At 38.4% G+C, this 20,645-nt stretch carries 21 protein-coding genes; 14 read left to right on the forward strand and 7 right to left on the reverse strand.

The genetic code is table 11. From position 1 onward, the window contains the following. The first annotated feature begins 1 nt into the window (after position 1). From A3G9_RS0103900 to A3G9_RS0103930, 7 genes are all read left to right on the forward strand, one after another. Positions 2-574, forward strand: a complete 573-nt coding sequence (locus tag A3G9_RS0103900) for a hypothetical protein (protein ID WP_002821250.1) — start codon at positions 2-4, stop codon at positions 572-574. After that, the gene (aroA, locus tag A3G9_RS0103905; RefSeq protein ID WP_002821251.1) at positions 574-1,887 is read left to right on the forward strand and encodes a 3-phosphoshikimate 1-carboxyvinyltransferase; all 1,314 of its coding nucleotides are present in this window, start codon (positions 574-576) and stop codon (positions 1,885-1,887) included. The genes A3G9_RS0103900 and aroA overlap by 1 nt, the downstream gene beginning before the upstream one ends. A gap of 86 nt (positions 1,888-1,973) precedes the next feature. Continuing rightward, positions 1,974-2,474, forward strand: coding sequence for a shikimate kinase (locus A3G9_RS0103910; RefSeq protein ID WP_002818069.1), 501 nt, complete (start codon positions 1,974-1,976; stop codon positions 2,472-2,474). Positions 2,475-2,516: 42 nt separating this feature from the next. After that, positions 2,517-3,425, forward strand: a complete 909-nt coding sequence (gene rihC, locus A3G9_RS0103915; protein ID WP_002817413.1) for a ribonucleoside hydrolase RihC — start codon at positions 2,517-2,519, stop codon at positions 3,423-3,425. A 71-nt stretch (positions 3,426-3,496) separates the two neighbouring features. Beyond that, on the forward strand, positions 3,497-4,810 hold the full coding sequence (hflX, locus tag A3G9_RS0103920) for a GTPase HflX (RefSeq protein ID WP_018025243.1): 1,314 nt from the start codon (positions 3,497-3,499) through the stop codon (positions 4,808-4,810). Positions 4,811-4,885: 75 nt separating this feature from the next. Next, positions 4,886-5,518, forward strand: coding sequence for an NAD(P)H-hydrate epimerase (locus A3G9_RS0103925; protein WP_002818071.1), 633 nt, complete (start codon positions 4,886-4,888; stop codon positions 5,516-5,518). Between the two features lie 70 nt (positions 5,519-5,588). Beyond that, positions 5,589-6,605, forward strand: a complete 1,017-nt coding sequence (locus A3G9_RS0103930; RefSeq protein WP_002818072.1) for an aldo/keto reductase — start codon at positions 5,589-5,591, stop codon at positions 6,603-6,605. 6 nt (positions 6,606-6,611) lie between these two features. On the opposite strand, the gene ade is transcribed toward A3G9_RS0103930, so the two are convergent. Further along, complete coding sequence (gene ade / locus A3G9_RS0103935) at positions 6,612-8,273, reverse strand: adenine deaminase (RefSeq protein WP_002821252.1); 1,662 nt, start codon at positions 8,271-8,273, stop codon at positions 6,612-6,614. A 55-nt stretch (positions 8,274-8,328) separates the two neighbouring features. Next, positions 8,329-9,030 (reverse strand): ribose-5-phosphate isomerase RpiA, encoded by a 702-nt coding sequence (rpiA, locus tag A3G9_RS0103940; protein ID WP_002817418.1) that lies wholly within the window; start codon positions 9,028-9,030, stop codon positions 8,329-8,331. 72 nt (positions 9,031-9,102) lie between these two features. On the opposite strand from rpiA, the gene A3G9_RS0103945 reads away from it, so the two are divergent. Next, positions 9,103-10,113, forward strand: coding sequence for a ribose-phosphate diphosphokinase (locus tag A3G9_RS0103945; RefSeq protein ID WP_002818074.1), 1,011 nt, complete (start codon positions 9,103-9,105; stop codon positions 10,111-10,113). A 7-nt stretch (positions 10,114-10,120) separates the two neighbouring features. On the opposite strand, the gene A3G9_RS0103950 is transcribed toward A3G9_RS0103945, so the two are convergent. Further along, the gene (locus A3G9_RS0103950) at positions 10,121-10,573 is read right to left on the reverse strand and encodes a GNAT family N-acetyltransferase (RefSeq protein ID WP_002817420.1); all 453 of its coding nucleotides are present in this window, start codon (positions 10,571-10,573) and stop codon (positions 10,121-10,123) included. A 100-nt stretch (positions 10,574-10,673) separates the two neighbouring features. Here A3G9_RS0103950 and alr point away from each other — a divergent pair, with 100 nt between their 5' ends. Genes alr through A3G9_RS0103970 form a run of 4 tightly spaced genes read left to right on the forward strand, consistent with a single transcriptional unit; the run spans position 10,674 to position 15,473 of the window. Further along, entirely contained in the window at positions 10,674-11,789 is a 1,116-nt protein-coding gene (gene alr / locus A3G9_RS0103955) for an alanine racemase (RefSeq protein WP_002818076.1), read from the forward strand. Next, complete coding sequence (locus tag A3G9_RS0103960) at positions 11,789-12,829, forward strand: NAD(P)/FAD-dependent oxidoreductase (RefSeq protein ID WP_002821253.1); 1,041 nt, start codon at positions 11,789-11,791, stop codon at positions 12,827-12,829. The genes alr and A3G9_RS0103960 overlap by 1 nt, the downstream gene beginning before the upstream one ends. Further along, positions 12,798-13,262, forward strand: coding sequence for a GAF domain-containing protein (locus tag A3G9_RS0103965; RefSeq protein WP_002817423.1), 465 nt, complete (start codon positions 12,798-12,800; stop codon positions 13,260-13,262). Before A3G9_RS0103960 ends, A3G9_RS0103965 begins: the two co-directional genes overlap by 32 nt. 27 nt (positions 13,263-13,289) lie before the next feature. Beyond that, the gene (locus tag A3G9_RS0103970) at positions 13,290-15,473 is read left to right on the forward strand and encodes an LTA synthase family protein (protein WP_002818079.1); all 2,184 of its coding nucleotides are present in this window, start codon (positions 13,290-13,292) and stop codon (positions 15,471-15,473) included. A gap of 113 nt (positions 15,474-15,586) precedes the next feature. Here A3G9_RS0103970 and A3G9_RS0103975 read toward each other — a convergent pair whose 3' ends face one another. After that, the gene (locus A3G9_RS0103975) at positions 15,587-15,904 is read right to left on the reverse strand and encodes a hypothetical protein (protein WP_002818080.1); all 318 of its coding nucleotides are present in this window, start codon (positions 15,902-15,904) and stop codon (positions 15,587-15,589) included. A 79-nt stretch (positions 15,905-15,983) separates the two neighbouring features. Beyond that, complete coding sequence (locus A3G9_RS0103980) at positions 15,984-16,520, reverse strand: hypothetical protein (protein ID WP_002818081.1); 537 nt, start codon at positions 16,518-16,520, stop codon at positions 15,984-15,986. A gap of 331 nt (positions 16,521-16,851) precedes the next feature. On the opposite strand from A3G9_RS0103980, the gene A3G9_RS0103985 reads away from it, so the two are divergent. Further along, a complete protein-coding gene (locus tag A3G9_RS0103985; protein ID WP_002818082.1) occupies positions 16,852-17,205 on the forward strand; it encodes an acylphosphatase in 354 nt (117 codons plus the stop codon). 206 nt (positions 17,206-17,411) lie between these two features. Beyond that, positions 17,412-18,647: a multidrug efflux MFS transporter gene (locus A3G9_RS0103990; protein WP_002818083.1), complete on the forward strand. Its 1,236-nt coding sequence runs from the start codon at positions 17,412-17,414 to the stop codon at positions 18,645-18,647. On the opposite strand, the gene A3G9_RS0103995 is transcribed toward A3G9_RS0103990, so the two are convergent. Further along, positions 18,629-19,543: a magnesium transporter CorA family protein gene (locus A3G9_RS0103995; protein ID WP_002821254.1), complete on the reverse strand. Its 915-nt coding sequence runs from the start codon at positions 19,541-19,543 to the stop codon at positions 18,629-18,631. The two genes, A3G9_RS0103990 and A3G9_RS0103995, sit on opposite strands and share 19 nt — an antisense overlap. Further along, positions 19,543-20,640 carry a YdcF family protein gene (locus tag A3G9_RS0104000; RefSeq protein ID WP_002821255.1) on the reverse strand — a complete coding sequence of 366 codons (1,098 nt, stop codon included), beginning with the start codon at positions 20,638-20,640 and terminating at the stop codon, positions 19,543-19,545. Before A3G9_RS0104000 ends, A3G9_RS0103995 begins: the two co-directional genes overlap by 1 nt. Between the last annotated feature and the right edge of the window lie 5 nt (positions 20,641-20,645).

Genomic DNA, 20,645 nt, shown 5'->3' on the forward strand with positions numbered 1-20,645 from the left:
ATTGGAAAGGCTCATAAAAATTCACACTCTTGGTCCCAAGGAAACTGATAGTTGCTCAGCGGCTTATTATTTTTCTCAGCAGCGAACAGGAGATGGAGATATTTCGATTATTCTTCATGATAGTTTTGAAACAATTTTCAGACATTTGGCCGAATATTGTGATGATTTATTACTTTTGCCGGTCGCTTTCAAGTCAAAAAAAATCCACTCCGATTGGGCTGATATTCATTATCGTTTTTTAACAGAACTGAAATTAATCGATGGTTTTATCTACCCGCTTTCGGATCTGGCTCTAATAGAAAATCAAGAATATTCAGTTAATCAAACTTTTATTCACCCAGCAACCGAGAGTCTTCTAAATGCTTATCTAAATGAAAAAAAGCAAACGACAATTGTCCGGTTTTCTTCCAGCAAATATTCTGCATATCGCGATTATCGACTAAAGAATGCACGCTATGTAATTACAAACTTGAAAAATGTTCAGTTTAGAAAAACCGAAGTTATTCAAAAAAAATATCAAGTGAATATGTTGTGGAGTGTTTATAAAATTCAAGCAAAGGAATTGATCAAGTGATGAAAAATCTTAAAACAAAACAATTTCAGGGGCTGAACGGCAGCCTGCTGTTACCTGGCGACAAAAGTATTTCCCATCGATCAATTATGGTAGCTTCGATTAGTCGGGGAATTAGCCGGATAAAAAATTTCTCCAACTCCACTGACTGTCTTTCTACTTTAAATGCTTTTTTGGATTTGGGTGTTGAAATTAAAAAATACGGTCGGGATTTAATTGTTTATGGTTCTGGTTTAGATGCTTTTAAGGACCCAAAAAAACCTCTGAATATGGGAAACTCTGGCACGACAACCAGATTGCTTCTCGGCTTGTTGGCTGGACAGAGTTTCAATACCTGTTTGGTTGGAGATGCTTCTTTAAGTAAGCGGCCAATGTACCGGGTCACGAATCCAATCACTGAAGTTGGAGGAGAATTCTCGCTTACCGGGAATGGTACTCTCCCGATCACGGTGATTGGCCATCCGAGCCTTAAGGCCTTTGATTATCATTTACCGATTGCCAGTGCCCAGGTTAAAAGCGCTTTGATTTTTTCTGCCTTGCAAGCTGACGAGCCTTCGATAATTTTTGAAAAAGAAGCAACACGCAATCACTTGGAAATAATGTTGAACGATTTTGGAGCCGACATTAAAACAAATGGATTATGTATAACTGTTATGCCAAGGCCGAAACTTTCGGGTCGGACGATCTCGATTCCTGGAGATATTTCTTCGGCAGCCTTTTTTATGGTCGCTGCGAGCCTTTTGCCAAACAGTTGTATCTGCCTCAAAAAAGTTGGTTTGAATCCAACGCGTATCGGTATTATTTCTGTTTTAAAACGAATGAATGCCAACATCGAGGTTAAAAAAACTTCAAATGAAGCCGAAGCTTATGGAGACATTATTGTCCATTCTTCTAATTTACACGCTGTCGAAATTACTTCTAAAGAAATTCCGAATGTCATTGATGAATTACCAATTCTGACTCTTGCTGCGAGTCTTGCTAAAGGGCGGACGATTATTTCCGGTGCGGGAGAATTGCGAGTCAAGGAAACCTATCGAATCTCAGTGGTGGCAGCTGAACTAAAAAAATTAGGGGCTCGAATTCAGGAAAAGAGCGACGGAATGGTAATTGACGGATGTCCAAAATTACAAATCCCGGAAAATAACTTGGCTACACACGGTGATCATCGAATCGGTATGATGCTGGCTGTCGCGGCTTTATTGGTTGATACTTCAAAAACAATTACTTTAAATAATCCGGAAGCAATTAAAATTTCTTATCCAAACTTTTTTAGGGATCTTGATTATTTGTTGAATAATCCCGATATGAAGGGATGAAAATCAATATTATCGAATGAAGTTCGTTTCATGATTTTTATTTTAGTAAGCTGTCAGTCCAGGAAAATTATTCGAGGTAATTAAAAATGGCCAAATTAATTTTAATTGGTTTTATGGGAAGCGGGAAAACAACAATTGGTCGTTTGCTTGCTGAAAAACTTGCTATTCCTCAGTTGGATTTGGATGCTCTGATCGTCCAAGAAAACAAGCAGTCGATTAATGATATTTTCACAGAAGTTGGTGAAGAGCATTTTCGAAAAATGGAAACAGTTGCTTTGAAAAAAGCGATCAATCAAAACGTTATTTTATCAACCGGTGGAGGTGCGCCGATTAAAAAGTTGAATCAAACTATTTTAAAATCAGTTGATGCACCAATTGTTTTTTTGAATGCAGAGTTTAAGACAATTGAAAAAAGAATTAATCGTGACGCCAGTTGGCCCTTGCTTAAAAGAATTGCGGAGCTTAAGCAACGTTATATAAAACAGAACTTTATCTACCGGGACTTGGCCGATATTGAAATTACTACCGATCGAAAAAGCCCGGATTTGATAGTTGAAGCCATTCTAGAAAAATACGATGAAATCTGAGTTAAAGCTAAAATTTTATTTTTTCTTTATACTTAAATTATTATGAAAGTAATTATTGATATGGATCCCGGCATCGATGATGCAGTTGCTTTGTCAGTTCTTTTAAACAATAAAAATTGTCAAGTTGAACTGATCACGACTGTTGCCGGGAATGTAACGGTTGATAAGACAACTAAAAATGCATTGAAAATCGCCAACTTTTTTAATTCTGAAGTTCCTCTTGCAGCCGGGGCCAGTCAACCTTTGGTCAAGGCTTTCGAAGATGCTGCCAGAATTCACGGCGAATCAGGAATGGAGGGTTACGATTTTCCGGAAGGGAATTCCCATCTGCTTAAACAGCCTGCTGTCGAGGCTTGGCATGACGTTCTTAATAAAACAGAAAAGAAAATTACTTTAATTTTAACCGGATCATACACGAATTTCGCTCTGTGGTATCGTGAATACCCGGAAGATGTCCTTAAAATCGAACGTGTAATTGTAATGGGTGGCTCCTTATCCGGCGGCAATATGACAAGTGCTGCCGAGTTTAATGTTTTTACCGATCCGGAAGCGGCAAAGATTTTGTTAAGCTCTAATCTGTCAGTTACGATGATTGGTTTGGATGTAACTTTAAAAGCGCTCGTTGATCGAGATTGGATTCAAAAAGTCGCTGCTCTAAACGAGTCTGGCAAAATGCTTGCCGCTTTGATCTCCCACTATAACGATTGGCATGCCGACGGCTGGCCGATTCACGATGTGAATACAGTTGCTTACTTACTCCATCCTGAATTTTATAGTTCCAAGAAATTATGGGTTGATATTGCGACCGATGGACCAGCAATTGGAGAAACAGTTGCCGACATTCGAGCTGCATATCATCAAGGCAGGACAAACGCAACCGTTGCCACCGATATCGACGCCGATGCTTTTCGCAACTGGTTAAAGCAAGAAATATCTTCAATGACAAGATGAAGATAATCGTTTAAAGATCTGGCATTAAAGAAGTTGTATTTGGAAGATTAGATTAATTTTTAGGAGGTTTTTTGGCAGCTCAATTATTTGATACGAAAAAAACAAAAGAAAGAGTCATTTTAACTGCGATTGAAAATCAAAAAAATTCGCAGAATTTTGATTATGCGATTGAAGAATTCAAGAATCTTGCTGTTGCTGATAATTTGGAGGTTGTAGATGTTTTAACGCAAAAATATGATCGACCCAATGCGGCAACTTATTTTGGCAAAGGCAAAGTGGAAGAATTAAAGGAACTTGTAAATGCCAAAGAAGCCCGATTGGTCATTTCAAATGATGATTTGACAGCGACTCAAATTAGAAATCTTGAAAAAATGATTGCTTCCGACGTTCGAGTTGTTGATCGGACCGGTTTGATTCTTGATATTTTTGCTGCCCGGGCAAAAACAAAAATTGCCAAATTACAGGTTCGATTAGCTCAAAAACAGTATCAGCTACCTCGTCTGCATACTTCTTTAGCCAATGAACTCGATCAACAGGCTGGAGCCGGTGGAGCTTCTTTTACCAGTCGTGGGTCCGGTGAAACCAAACTCGAACTTAATCGACGGACAATCGAAGAACAGATTTNACAAATCAAAACAGAATTAAAATCTTTGTTGTCCTCTTCAACTGTTCAACGCAAGCGACGTGATAATTCCGGCCTGAAAAGAGTTGCTTTGGTTGGCTATACCAATGCTGGGAAATCGACTTGGATGAATCGAATCGTAGAACGATATTCTCAAATTGGCAATGATTCGGAAGAAAAAAAGGTCTTTGAAAAAGATATGTTATTTGCCACGCTGGATTCAACGGTTCGATCAATTCGTCTGCCCAATAAAAGACAATTTTTGCTGTCCGATACAGTTGGGTTTATTTCAAATTTACCGCATAATTTAGTTGCAAGTTTCCAATCTACTTTGGAAGAGGCAAGCAATTCCGACCTGCTTGTCCAAATTGTCGATGTTTCCGATCCTCATTATCGGGATATGTTGACAACAACATCAAAGACTCTCCGGCAAATCGGAGCCGAGCAAATTCCGATGGTGACAATTTTTAATAAAGCCGATAAGGCTAAATTGAGTTATCCGGAACGTAGTGGAGAGGATTTAATTGCCAGTGCTCTGGATAAAAAGTCCTTGGAAGCATTTATTGATTTGTTGAATAAAAAGCTCTTTGCCGATTTAAAAAAAGTCGAACTGCTTATACCTTTTGATCAAGGATCTGTCCTCAGCGAATTAATTGAAAATAACCAGGTTTTGCATCAGGAATACAACGATAAGGGAACAAAGATTGTTCTGGAATTATCGGAAGCAAAGATTAAACAATACCAAAGATTTGTTAATATTTGAGTGACAAAAACGAATGAATGCTGATTATTTATTCGTTTTTTTATTATTTGTTATAAAGTTAACTTGGGTGGTAATATGACAACAATTTATATTTCTTCAAAACAAGCACACAACTTTGATGACTATACCATCAATAAAATTGGTGTTCCATCATCGGTTTTAATGGAGCGGGCGGCTCTGGCAGTTTGCCAAAGACTGTTGGAGAGCAGGAATTTTAATCTAAAAAAGGTCCTTGTTGTTGCTGGAATCGGAAATAATGGCGGAGACGGAATTGCTGTCGCTCGAATGCTGTATTTAAAACAAGTACCGGTAAAAATTTATCTGCTTGGCGATCGCGAAAAAATATCCAAGGATAGTCGAATACAATTAAAAATTGCCGAAAATTATGGCGTTCCATTTGTTTCAAATATAGATGATCTCAGTTCATATACGACAATCGTCGATGCTGTTTTCGGGGTTGGTTTATCAAGGGATGTAACTGGCGAAATAGCCGGGATTGTTGATTTTATTAATAATAGTCCAGCTTCTGTGATGGCTGTCGATATGCCTACCGGTCTTAATGCCGATAATGGCAATATCATGGGAACCGCTGTGAAAGCCGCAGAAACGGTTACAATGTCCTATAACAAACTGGGTTTAATTAGTGAAACTGGTCGCAAATTTGCCGGAGTAGTGACGGTTGCCGACATTGGTATTTATGAACCCTAGTTGTTGGGATAAAATTTTCATTGAAAAATATTAATCATTTTTAAAATAAAAGAAGTGGATAATTTTCATTATGTATCAGGCATCCAACAATAGATATGACAAAATGCTTTATAGACGGGTTGGTAACAGCGGCCTTGAACTTTCGGTACTGGGCTTGGGCCTGTGGCACAATTTTGGTAGTGTTGATTCTTTTGAGAATCAAAAATCTATTGTCCATGAAGCTTTTGACTTGGGTATTACTTATTTTGATTTGGCAAATAATTATGGTCCAGTTCCGGGGAGTGCCGAAAAGAATTTTGGTCGAATTATCTCAGAAGATATGAAACCTTATCGAGATGAAATGATCATTGCCAGTAAAGCCGGATATGATATGTGGCCTGGTCCCTATGGGAATTGGGGATCTAAAAAAAGTATTATTGCCAGTGCTGATCAAAGTCTCAAACGCTTGGGTATTGATTATATTGATATTTTTTATTCTCATCGTCCTGATCCAAAAACACCATTCGAAGAAACAACTCTTGCTTTGGACCAGTTGGTAAGGGAAGGCAAAGCCCTCTATATTGGAATTTCCAATTATAACGGCGAACAGACGAAAAAAATCTGTGAAATTTTTGAAGATCTTAAGACACCTTTTATCATCGAACAACCGAGATACAACATGTTTAACCGTCAGGCCGAACAGGATTTATTCCCAATTCTAAAAGAAAAACATAAGGCAGCTGTTGGTTTTAGTTCTTTGTCGCAGGGACTTTTAACGGAAAAATATTTAAACGGCATTCCAAAAAATTCTCGAGCCGATAAAGCTTCCAGTCCTTTCCTTCAGGAAAAACAGGTTAAGGCGACAATTGAAACTGTCAAAAAATTAAACCATATAGCAGCTGTCCGACAACAAAGCCTGGCTGAAATGGCTCTCGCTTGGAACTTAAGAATTCCTGAAATTGCCTGTGTTTTAATCGGTGCAAGTCGTCCGGAGCAATTGCTGGACAATATAAAAGCACTCGATAATCTTACTTTTTCCGATTATGAGTTATTGGAAATTGACCGCGTTTTAGCTAAACAAGACAAAATTGATTGGTCTCATAATTAATTGATTTCATGCATTTATATCAATAAATTTGAACTGATCAAAATCAAATAATCCCTGATCGGTAATTTTAAGACTAGGAATAACTGGCAGAGCCATAAATGACAATGTTAAAAATGGATCGAAATCAATTCCCTTTGAAATTTTGGCAAAGGCGCCTTTTAGGCTTTTTTGTTTGGCAATTACTTCTTGATAAGGCTTATCAGACATGAGACCGGCAATTTCAAGCGGCAGTTCACGGGTAAAACCGTTTTTATCTACCAGAATCATGCCTCCACCCATTCTCTTTAGACGATCATAAGCTATGATCATTGGTTTATCGTCGACTCCGGCGATAATCATGTTATGCGAATCATGAGCGATCGTTGATCCAATTGCTCCTTCTTGCATGTTGAAACCGTGAATAATTCCCAAACCGTGTCCAAGGTTATGGTAACGTTCAGCAACTATAATCTTGGCGTAATCCTGATCGGCAACAAAGTTCCCCTGTTGATCGCGGTTAACCGATTCAATCGTATGCTTGGTCGTAATATGTTCTGGTTGAATATTGATTACATGCGCTTTGTCTGATTTCAATGGTAATTTTAAATCGTTTAATGAGAGTTCGGCATTAACTGCCGGGCTGGTAAAGGTTGTGACTTTTGATTCTAATTTATCGACCCAATTTCCTTCAGTCATGACTTTTTCCGTAACGAAATTATCAAGATTAGAGATTATTACAAGGTCTGCAATAAAACCATCAGTCAGAGCTCCAACGTTTTTAACGTGTTGGGCAACAGCTGCATTATAACTGGCCATTGTAAAAGCTCTTTCTGCAGGAATTCCTTTGGAAATTGCCAGACGAACATTATTGTCGACCGAACCTTCTTTTTGGATGTCGATTGCCGATTTGTCGTCAGTACAGAAGGAAAAGTATGATTGATTATTTTTACGAACGACCGGTAGAATTGATTTTTCATCGCGTTCAACTGTTCCTTCGCGAATGAAAACTTTCATACCAGCTTGAATACGCTCCAATGCCTCTTTTCCAGAAGTGCTTTCATGATCGGTATCGATACCGACTGCTCGGTAGACTGCCAGTTGTTCACGAGTTAAACCGGCACCGTGTCCATCAGCATGATGGCCAGCCGCTTGAGCATCTCTAATTTTTTCCAGCATATCGGGATCACCATTTGCCACAGCTGGAAAATCCATCACTTCGGCCAGGCCGTTAATTTCTGGAAAACCATAAAAAGGTTTTAAAGCATCGGCATGTAAGACCGCTCCGGCGTGTTCGAAATTAGTTGCCGGGACGGAACTGGGCAGCATGTAATGAATATGCAGAGGTGTATTTCTGGCTTCTTGAATCATATAAAAAAGACCGGAAACTCCCGATACTGAACCAATCTCGTGTGGATCAGCAAAAATGCTCGTTACACCGTGTCTTGATTCTAATTTGGCTAATTCCGATTGCGCTAATAAAGATGATTCTATGTGCAGATGGGCATCAATCAAACCAGGAACGATGTAATTTCCTTCAGCGTTGAAATTATTTTTTGCGGTTAAATCTTTTGACTTCCCACGAAAATATATAGAGCCGTTATCAATCCAAAGTTCTGTATCTTCAAACCTCTGGTTGAAGACGTCTAAAATTTTTGCATTAAATATATGTAAATAAACTTGCTTTCCCATGTTGAAAGTAATTATCACACAAGTTTATTGATAAAAAAAGAAAATGTTAGGAAAGTTAACCAATATTTGGGTTGACCAATATTTCCGGTTGTCCTTCTTTGCCGACAACAACTTCGCTAACCATGTTTAAAAACAAGCCATGTTCGACAACGCCGACCGTCTGAATTAGATTATCGGCAAGTTGGGTTGGTTCCTCGATCTTATGCAGGTGCAAATCAATTATTAAATTATTGGAATCCGTCTTGAAAGGTTTTCCTTCTTTATCAAGACGAAGAACCGGCTCATAACCTGCCTTATCGAAGTTTTGCATGACATGTTGGCTTCCAAAAGGAATAACATCAACAGCCAGTGGAAAGGCACCAATCGTATCGACGACTTTTGATTTATCAACGACCCAAACGATTTTTTTTGAATTTATCGCAACAATTTTTTCCCAGAGCAGATTACCGCCCCCACCTTTAATGCCGTTGAAATTACTATCTACCTGATCGGCGCCGTCAATTGTTAAATCGATTGAGTCGACCATGTCCAAATCAACGATTTTAATACCCAAAGACTTTGCCTGCTGGGCCGTAAAAATCGAGGTTGCCACCCCGGTAAACTGCAAGTCCTCTTCTTTGACGCGGCGACCGAGTTCGTCAACAAGCATTTTGACAGTTGAACCACTTCCGAGACCAACAACCATCCCGTTCTTAACGTAAGAGGCAGCCTTTCTGGCAGCCTCTTTTTTTAGTTTGTTTTGAAGTTCTGCGTCCATGCTTTCATTATAGTCTATGTAGTTCTATCAATTTAATTGGCTGATATACTTAAGGACAGAGGAATTTATTTTATGACTGCTAATGAACATCATATGGTCTTGATGTCGCTTTCTGCTAATAGACCTTTGGCTGAAAAAATTGCCAAGCGTCTCCACCAACCGCTGGCCGACGTCAATTTAGACCGCTTTGCCGACGGAGAGATTCGTTTAAATATTACAAATTCAGTGCGCGGAGACAATGTCTTTGTGATTGCACCGACTTCGGCTTCTCCGCATGGAAGTGTCAATGACAATATAATGGAACTTTTCATTGCTGTTGATGCGCTTCGACGTGCTTCTGCTCATGCGATCAATATCGTTATGCCTTATTACGGTTATGCGCGCCAAGATCGAAAAGCTCGCAGCCGCGAATCGATTGCGGCTCGGGTTATTGCCGATCATCTCGAACAGGCCGGAGTTACCAGAGTAATTGCTTTTGATTTGCATGCTTCGCAGATTCAGGGATTCTTTGATATACCGGTCGATCATTTAATGGGAGCACCGATTCTGGCCGATTATCTGATTTCTCATCATATTGTAGATTTGGATAACGCGGTTGTTGTTTCGCCAGATCACGGAGGAGTCCGCCGGGCTCGGGAACTTAACCAGTTTTTGGGCCTGCCCGATTCCTATGCCGTTATCGATAAACGCCGCCCAGTAGACAAGAAAAATGCGGTTGAGGTCATGAACCTGATTGGGGATGTTTCTGGTAAAACGGCGATCATTATCGATGATATGATCGATACCGGCCACACAATCGTTGAAGGTGCTAAACTGTTGCGTGCCAAAGGCGCTAAAAAAATTATTGTTGTTGCCAGCCATGCATTACTATCAGGCGATGCATCCAAACTTTTGCAAAAATCCGATTTCGATCATGTAATCGTAACTGATTCGATTGACATTCCGGAATCTAAAAGATTCGATAAACTGCAAATTGTCAGTGCTGATGATTTGTTTGCCAAAGCAATTACTGCAGTTCAAGAAAACGGCAGTGTGAGTCCTCTCTTCCAAAATAAGTATCATCGTGGATTTGAAAACGATTAAATTAATACTATTTTAATAATTTTTCCATCCGCCGATGTTGGATGCCTGCATCGAGAAAAATGTTTCCAAAAGCTTCGTAGCCAAGGCTTTCATAAAAAGAGATCGCATGAACTTGAGCTTCCAACTCAAGTTTTTTTATATTTTTTGACTCGGCATTTTTTTCAATTCTTTTTAAAATTTGTCGGGCGTAACCACGACCACGAAAAGTTTTTAAAGTAGCGACGCGGCCGATATGCCAAACGTTTTTGCCAATCAAATAGATTCGTGCTGTGCTGACAGGGTACCAATTATCTACGTAAAATACATAGTGCAGACAGCGATCGTCCCGGCCGTCGATTTCGTCTTTTTCACTCACATTTTCTTCAATCATGAAAACTTTTCTACGAATCGTCATAGCGTCGGTAAGGACCCTGCCTGTTCCGAATTGGCTGGCGATTACTGGTCTTCCTTGTTTTTCCATTAGTTGATTTTTTTGTCCCTTTTTATATTGAAATTTATTAATATCTTTTTAATTTGCATAAAGCCTCCGAAAAAACTTGCTTCATTATATAATTGCCTTTATGGTAGAAGCTATTCATCGATCAACGCGTATAGAATTTTCTAAATCATCATTAGCGTATAACGTTCAATATACCAAACAGGTCTCCGGTGCCAAGACGCTTTGGCTGGCTGTTAAGTCCAATGCATATGGCCACGGTCTGCTTCAGGTATCTAAAATAGCCAGAGAATGTGGTGTAGATGGTTTGGCCGTATCTGTTCTTGACGAGGGAATTGCGATTCGCCAAGCCGGAATTGATGATTTTATTTTGATCTTGGGTCCAATTGATGTCAAGTACGCACCAATTGCTTCCAAGTACCATTTTTTAACAACTGTCTCTTCACTGGATTGGTTAAAATCTGCCGATAAGATTCTCGGTAAGGAAAAACTTTCTGTAAATTTGGCTGTCGATACCGGAATGAATCGGATTGGCGTTCGTTCAAAAAAAGATTTAAAGGATGAAATCGAATTTTTGCAGGAACATTCCGATCACTTCTCTTATGATGGAATTTTTACTCATTTTGCCAGTTCCGACAATCCTGACGATCATTACTTTCAAAGGCAAAAAAATCGTTGGTATGAGCTAATTGACGGACTAATAATGCCACGCTATGTTCATGTCATGAATTCCGGAGCTGCTATGTACCATTCAAAAGAATTACCTGGATGCAATTCGATTGCCCGTGTCGGAACAGTTGTTTATGGTGTTGAACCTTCCGAAGGTGTATTGGGGCCGATTGATAAACTAAAACCGGTTTTTGAACTTAAATCTGCCTTAACATTTGTTAAAAAAATTCCTGCCGGTGAAGGAATAAGTTATGGATCGAAGTTTGTAACAAGCAGGGATACTTGGATCGGTACTCTTCCAATTGGCTATGGCGACGGCTGGCTTGCGGAATACCAGGATTTTCAGCTTTTAATTGATGGCCAAAAATGTCGACAGGTCGGTCAAATAGCGATGGACCAAATGATGGTGGCTTTGCCGCATGAATATCCGATTGGAACAGAAGTAACTTTAATTGGAAAAAGTGGAAAGTATGAAAATACTCTTTACGATCTTCATAAACATTCCGGAGTTCCGCCGTGGAAAATTACAGTCGCTTTTTCTGATCGATTAAAAAGGATGGTGGTCGATTAATGGATAATGAAATATTTGATATTGCAATTATCGGTGCTGGTCCGGCTGGCTTATTTGCACAATTCTATGCTGGACTTCGAGAATTAAAAACAGCTCTAATTGAAGCAACACCCAGAATCGGCGGCCAGATTACAGCCTTATACCCAGAGAAAACAATTCTTGATGTTGCTGGTTTTCTCGGTATTTCTGGACGTGATCTTGTTAACGAATTAAAATTGCAGACCGATTTGGTTGATAGCAAAACTTTTCTGAATTCCGAGGTGACGAATTTGAAGAAAATTGCTTCCCACTTTGAAATAGAAATTAATCATCATGCTTCCTTTTTAGCGAAATCCGTAATTATCGCCAGTGGCAACGGTTCCTTCAGCCCACGTAAAATCGATGTTCCCGGAAGCAGTGAAGCCGAACAGTCGGGAATGTTAACCTACCTTTTACCGGGTTTAAGCGAAGTTGCCGATAAAGATTTCGCCGTTGTTGGCGGCGGCAATACAGCTGTCGACTATGCAGTTGAATTGATTGACCATGATTGCCACGTTAGTTTGATTCATCGGCGTGATAATTTTCGCGCTATGGAATCGTCGGTTACCAAACTGAAGAACAGTAGGAGAACGAATTTCTTGACGCCAATGAAGATTACCGGCCTTAGTCCTAAAAAAGAAAAATTAGAGATCGAGCTTCAATCGGTTCCGGACGGTGCTGTAAAAAGAGTATCAGTTGATCGATTAATTGGTGGATTTGGTTTCACGGCCTCATCAAGAACGATTAATCAATGGGAAGAGTTTCCTGAACAGTTTAATCAGGGTTTTTTAACCAATGAAGCGCAGATGACATCGATAGCGGGAATCTTTGCTATCGGCGATGCCAGTATTTATCCGGGCAAATCTGATTTAATCGCAACTGCTTTTGGGGAAGCTCCAACTGCTATTAATCAAGCAGTCAATTATTTTGATCCTGACCGTGGCGGTCCGCAGCATTCAACGAGTCTAAATAAAAAAGAGGTTTTCAAACATGACAGAATTAAAAGCAGATACAACTCTTAGCAAGATATTTTTGGCAGCTCATGAGACAGAAAAAGACAAAATTGCAAATCTAGCCAATGCAGCGGCTGTGTTGATGCAGTTCGTTCCCGATATCAATTGGGCTGGTTTTTATTTATTGGAAAAGGGAAGCGGCGATCTGGTTCTTGGTCCCTTCCAGGGTTTATCGGCTACTCCACGGATTAAACAGGATAGCGGTGTTGTTGGTACGACTTTTACCAAACAGACTTTAACAATTGTTCCCGATGTTCATCAATTTGCAGGTCACATAGCTTGTGATCCAGCTTCCAATTCTGAAATAGCTCTGCCGATTACAAGGAAAAACGGCGAAAAAATTGGTATTTTAGATATTGATTCGCCGATTACTAATCGTTTCGACCAACAAATAGCGCTTGATTTAGAAAATTTCATTCAGACTTTACTGGTTAATATTTAATACGGTTCTTGAACATCGGCGTTATAATTGAAAGCAATGATTTTAGCTTTAAGAAATTTTTGGAAATGGTCTTTAAAACGTTTTAATCCAAATAATAGAGTTGGTTTTCTTTGGCTTTTAACGCTTTTTTTCTGGGCAAAAACCTTACTGGCTTATTTTCTTGATTTCGGCGGTTTAGGTGCCTCTGATCCAATTCAATTTTTTATTATGATTATCAATCCCTTTGCGGTGATGATCATTGTTTTTTCTTTGTCTTCTTTTATTAAACGGAAATTGCCTTTTTACATTACTGCGATTGTAATTGATATTTTATTGACTTTACTGTTGTATGTGAACTGTATTAGTTACCGGGAAATGACTAGTTTTGTTTCTGTTAACCAGATGCTTGGATATTCGAAAATTAATCAGGGATTGGGTGGTGCTTCAATATCTTTGATGCGTATTCAAGATTTTTTTTATTGGCTTGATTTAGTCGTTATTACGATTTTATTGGTTATCAAAAAAATCAAAATGCAGGAAACGCCTATTACGAAACACAATTCGATTTTAGGTCTCTCTTTGGGCATTTTGGCTCTATTTTTCAATCTTTTTTTGGCTGATTGTTCACGACCGCAACTTTTAACCCGTGGCTTTGATGATACCTACATGGTCAAGTACATGGGCATTAATTTTTATACGATTGAAGATGCGGTTAATACAGTTCAAATCGATGCACTGAGGAGCTCGGCTAAACCGAACGATATTAGTAAAGTCAGATCCTATGTTAAATCGCATTATGCAAAGGCAAATTCCAAGTATTACGGAATTGCAAAGGGCAAGAACGTTATTATTATTCATTTGGAATCCTTCCAACAGTTTAGTATCGATCAAAAGATAAATGGTAAAGAAGTTACACCATTTTTGAATTCCTTATACCACGGCAAAGATACGATTTCTTTTTCCAACTTTTTCAACGAGGTTGGTCAAGGGAAAACATCGGATGCCGAGAATATGCTTGAAACTTCTACTTTCGGCTTACCATCTGGCTCGGTCTTCACAAAATATGCTTCGAACACTTTTCAAGCGATGCCGGCAATTATTAGTCAGCGTCTTGGTTATTCTACGGCCGTTTTTCATGGCAACGTCGCTTCTTTTTGGAACAGGGACACAGTTTACAAGTCAATGGGTTATCAGCATTTCTTTGATGCTTCTTTTTACGATGTCAGTGGGGAAAAATCTGAAAGTTGGGGCTTAAAGGACAAACTTTTGTTTAAAGATTCGGTTGCTTATCTGGAAAAGCTGCAACAGCCTTTTTACGTTAAGTATCTAACAGTTACAAATCACTACCCATTTACTTTGGACACCGTTGATCAGGATCCTAATTTCAAGACGAGCGATACCGACGATCCGATTATCAATAATTATTTCATCACCAACCATTATCTTGACCAATCGGTTAAAGAATTTTATTCCTACCTGTCCAAGGCAGGATTATTGAAGAATTCTATTATTATTATTTACGGAGACCATTATGGAATCTCCGAGTCCGAAAATAAGACATTGGCTTCGGTAATTGGAAAAAATCCAACTACTTGGACAGCAAATGACGATGTTCAATTACAGCGTGTTCCATTTATGATTGATATCCCCGGATCTAAGCTTGGTCATATAGACAAGACCTATGGCGGCGAGATAGATGTTTTGCCAACGCTTGAACATTTGCTTGGGATCTCGACTAAACGTTATATTCAGTTTGGGCAGGACCTTTTCAGTAAACAGCACAAGCAATTGGTTGCTTTCCGCGATCAAGATTTCACTACGCCGAAATATACCTACACTGCTGGCAAACTTTGGGACAATAAGACTGACAAAGTTATCCCAACTTCAAGTATTTCAAAGGCATTGGCCAAAAAAGTATCAACTTGGCAGAAAGCGGTTAATAAAGAATTGAATCTCTCTGACGAACTGATTTATAAAGACTTATTGCGTTTTTATAAACCAAAAGGATTCAAGACAGTTAATCCGAAGAATTACGATTATGGTGTCAGCGCGACCAAACGAGCTTTAAATAAGCAAAATCGAATTCTCGGTAGTAAATCGACTTCTCTTTGGTCCAGGAATGGCGATAAATCGACTGCTAGCCTTTATAAAACAGATGCTCCGGAACAATATTATCCGCGGGTCAGCTGGGGCAGAATTCAGATCCGCAACCCTGATGATAACGGTGAGTGACTTTTCGGCAGAAATTATTTCTGCCTTTTTTTATTTTCTTGAATAATTATGATCTTTTATCCAACAACTCTATCAATTAAAGAAAAAACTGCCTATTTAAAAAACAACTGTTTTTAATATCGGCGGTTATTAAATACCTGATTCCAGATTGGGCCGGTTTTTTCAGGATTATTGGGCCGTGCCACTTTGAAGATGTTTTTGATATATCGATCGTGAATTGATCTTCCGTGTTCATCAATATAGCCATGAAAATTAAGTTTTCCATTTTTGGAGAACTTGTTTAATACGCGAAGTAATTCTTTTTCATCCAAACCACAAAATTTAAGCAAATCATCGTAACGCATTTGGTAGTAACTATTTCTATTTGTATCGCGAGTTGCATTGACAAGATCTCTCATTTTTAAAGCAACTAATTCCTCGTTAGTAATCATCAAATTGATTATACGAACATATGTTCGTATAATCAAGCAATAAAAACCACCTGAATAAAATTAGAATGTTTTTTATAAATTATTTATTTTTTCGTAATCCTAAACGCAGCCCAATTAATGCGAATACCAATAAGCAAAATCCGTTAGCAATTCCGATAATTGCACTTTGATCGACATTAAAATAATTAGCTAGAGGATGAGCAATAATTGTCATAAATAGCATAATTCCGCCCAATACAAACAAAGAATAATCTCTGAAGACAAATTTAAGGCCGAAGAAATGGATTGCGACAACAAAACTTATCCAAAGAGAAATATAATTTATCTGATTTTTTGAAATCAAAAAGACTGCACCGATTAGGGCTAGAACAAACTCGCTGATTAGGAAAATCAAATACCATTTCCAAGAACTGTTCTTGTCTAGGGCTGAAGCTTTGTGCCAGTTGCGAAAACTTAATATTCCACCGGCGAAACTGACCAATAGGGCAATTCCGTCCGCTAAAGCTATCCAGATACGCCAATCGGCGCGTGGATCTGCCTGGGCCCACCCGAACCAGCAAAAGCTGAACCAGCCCAAAATAGCTGCGTACATCATCTGATCGCGCTTGTATTTCATTGCATCTCTCCCAATTTATCCCTGATAAGATGTATCTAAGAGAATAGATATTTAAATACTTTTTAAATTCTTAGATACAGGCAAAGAATTAATATAAATGAAAAAAGGAATATTTTTAGAAAAATATTATGTAGGGATTGATTTCTTAGCAGCATCATAAATCTACCTTTAACCAGTCTTTAAAAACAGCTTAATCATAACATGCAAGCTAATTTTTCCTTTATCAATAGCCATAATGGCTATAGTTCCTCGAAAAGATTTTTTTGTATATCTATAATGATAATATTAATTATATCAAGGTTTATAAGATGACTGTTTTTGGAGTTTGTCCATGAATTTTATCAAGAAATTTAAAAACAAACATGTCTTTAACCAAGAAAGTAAAGACGAGTTACCTAAATTTAAAAACAATGATCTTGTTCGTTACCGAATTGTTTTTTCCGGAATTGTCCAGCATGTTGGTTTTCGTTTTGAAGCTGAACAAATGGCTGTTAAATTGCAGTTGACCGGTTGGGTTAAAAATCTTGCCAATGGTACTGTGGAAATGGAAATTCAGGGTAGTGACAAGAAAATCGATTCTCTTTTGCAATATATGAATTCGTTGAAATGGATCGAAATTGATCGAATGAGTAAAGATCCTCTCCTGGTTTTACATGGTGAAAAAAATTTTGATGTTCGACAATAGTGCTTTATTTAAAAAATATTAATTGGAAAACGATTTTTAATATCGTTTTTTGTTTTGTTGAATATTTAAAGTTAATATTTTTCAGCTGTTTTGTAATAGACTTACTTAAGATAAGACTTGTTAATTAAGCAAAACATTATTATCATGTTCTTCGTTAGTTTTTTACTTCTGTTTTAAAAATATTTTTCAGGAGAAGGTGATATGAGATGCCCTTGTTCACTACTTCTTTGCGTCAGTCCAAGCGTCCGGAGTGGAAACGAAATTTGCTTGTGCTTTGGTTTGGTACTTTTATGGCCGGGATTGGTTCTAGCTGTGTTGCACCATTTATAGCATTATTTATCGATCAGTTGGGAAGTTTCTCCAATTCGGAGAATGCCTTTTGGAGCGGCTTGGCCTTTTCGGCTCCTTTTTTAACAAAAGCAGTTATTTCACCCTTTTGGGGACATCTATCCGACAGATATGGACGTAAGCCGATGCTAATTCGTGCTTCTTTGGGAATGGCACTTGTAATGGCAGCAACGGCCCTTGTCGGCAATGTATATGAATTGATTGGTTTGCGTTTGCTTTTAGGGGTATTTAACGGTTTTGTTAGTACTGCCAATGCTTTAATTGCTATCCAAGTTCCTCGAAACCAAAGTGGCCAATCACTTGGGACGCTGGCTACCGGAAACGTTTCAGGAACTTTGATTGGCCCTTTGGTTGGTGGGACAATTGCCGATTTTGTTGGTTACCGTTATACCTTTTTTATGACCGGCATATGCCTATTTATTTCTTTTCTTTTGGTCGTCTTTTTTGTGCATGAACATTTCACTCCGGTAATTCAAAGAAAAGATCAGCCATCGGCCAATTTCTTTAAAGTTCTACCAAATCGAAGAATTATTTTGGGAATGTTTTTGACAACAATGATTATTCAGGCATCGAATAATTCGATTGAACCGATTCTGAGTCTTTATGTGCGCCAGTTAATGAACGGTGCTGGCCATGTTGCTTTAGCCGCAGGAGTAATCGAAGCAATTAATGGAATTGCGACTTTATTTGCGGCCCCTTTCTTTGGCCGCTTAGGGGATCGTTGGGGCACTCATTGGATTTTATTAAGTGGATTGATTTTTTCAATGCTTGTTTTTATTCCGATGGCCTTTGTTCAGAATATTTGGGAGCTAGGTGCTTTACGTCTGTTGATCGGCGTATCGGATGCGGCATTGATTCCAAGTGTCCAAACAATTCTTGCCAAAAATTCTCCTCACAAAATGATGGGAGAAGTTTTCAGCTGGAATCAAAGTTTCCAGGCAGTTGGAAATGTTGTTGGTCCACAGATTGGTTCTAGTGTGACAGAATTTGCTGGTTATCGAGGAGTTTTCCTGTCGACCTCTCTTTTGGTACTAACAAATTTCCTTGTCGTTTTCAAAAATACAAAGAGTCTTCATCAACGATCAAAAAAATGAATTTTTATTAAAACAAAAATTTCAATCACAATCAAAATTAAGGTAATGCCAAAAGTGATAATCCAGGAGTATTGAAGGCCGGCAAGCGGTAGATGCATATTCATGCCGTAAAAACCTGTAACAACTGTCGGAACAGCCATTAAAGCCTGAAGCATTGTCAAAGCCCGCAAAGATTTGTCCAATCTCTGATTATTCAAATTGGAGTAAGCACCGGAGATTGCCGTAATTACTTCGGCAGCTTGATTAGCCATATCGATCGCTTGTGTGTTTTCAACGAGTAGATCCGCAAAGTATTGTTTTTGATTATCATTGACCCGATTTCCGAGATAAGCCTGCAAACGAGAAATTGCCGTCCGGTCGGTTCTCAGCGAATCAAGTATATAGATCATTTGTGTTTCTAATTCCATTAAAGAAGAAATTGCACCGGATTGGATTTTATGGCGTAAATTGGATTGAATAATATTTCTTTGTCGGTTAGCCGTGCTGATAGTACTAATGTATTCCGAAACCAGTGCCGAAACAGCATTAATGAAAATATCGATTGCGGTTAAATCCGTTGGTTCCAAATGATTTTCTCGACCGACAGCAAAAAGTTTTTCGGAAATTCGAGCTGTTGTCGCACGGGAAATTGTGTAGAAATTTCCTTTTTTGTCAATTAACATGCTAACTGGTTCGGTGGCAGCCAAGCTTGAATTAGGCGTAATGATATCAAAGACAATCAAAACATTTCCGGTCGGTTGATCGATCTCGGTTCGGGCTGACTCATTAGGATCAAGGGCATAAAAAAGCAGTTCTCGGGTAATTCCGAGTTCGACTAATCGATCTTGTTCGGCTTGGTTGGGTTCCTCTGCCTCATACCAAGTTATTTTTTCATTAATTTTATGTTCTTTAAGCATTAGTTAATCCAGGAAAACAAAGCCAAACCAAGGCTGATAACCAACAACAATACTAGCACGAACAAATGCTGATGTTTTTTGATTAACAGCATTGCGGCGAATTCTCTGAACCAGCCCAAGGCTAGATAGTTCCGGGTGGTTTTTGCCGGAATGCCGAAAATTTTTAGATTATTGGAAAAAGCAATGTAATTAGCTCTTGTTAAATGATATGAATTTGTTACGAAGGCCATACGGATTTGTTTGCCGAGATTGTTAGTTTTCTGGTCTTCTAAGATTTTTTCTGCTGATTTTTGAAAATTTTCTTTTGTATTAGTGGAACGATCTTCCAAAATAACTTTCGATGGAGAGTAATTGTGTTTTATAATCCAAGTCCGCATGGCTTTAGCTTCGCTTATTTTTTCGTCATATCCCTGGCCGCCTGACATTATCAATTTTGGATTGTGATGTCTTTTGGCGAAATCAAGGGTCCTTTGTAAACGACTCTCTAAATTTTTTGAAACCCGTTTTCCCTGGATTAAACCAGCTCCGAGCGTAATTGAGTAGTCGAAGCTTTGTCTATTTTTAAGGAGTTGTTTTCCCTTTAGATTAACGATAATTGTTTGCGTTATGAAGTTGGTAAAGACAAAACCAAGGTAAATGACAAATGCGGGTATAAAAGCAAAAAGATATCCGATAACCGGTGGCAAAGATATTTTGAAAAGTTTGAACAGAATCATTAAACAAAGCAGCGGAAAAATTATTGTTACCAGTCTGGTTGAGAAACGATAACGGGAACGATACTTAGTATCGGCCGACATTTGAAAACTCCAAATAACCAGAGTAATTCCTGAATAAAAGGCCAAAGCAACAATTAAAGCAACAAAGAGAAATATGATGAATCTAAAAAAGACAAAAAAATTTCCGCCCAATCTTGCTGAAATTATTAAAAGACCCAATAAAAAGCTTTCGCCAGCAAGATTGAGAGTGAAAGCAGTTTTTAAATTACGATAATCTTTGATTAGATAATAGACAAAAAGAAGCAAAAAAATTAGGCTTATTGAAAATAAAAATAAAATTGCTTTATTCGTTAAAACAAAACTCGTCTCTAGATTCTTCAACACAT

Origin of the sequence: Oenococcus oeni DSM 20252 = AWRIB129, assembly GCF_000372485.1 — a bacterium.
GTDB classification, from domain to species: Bacteria; Bacillota; Bacilli; order Lactobacillales; family Lactobacillaceae; genus Oenococcus; species Oenococcus oeni.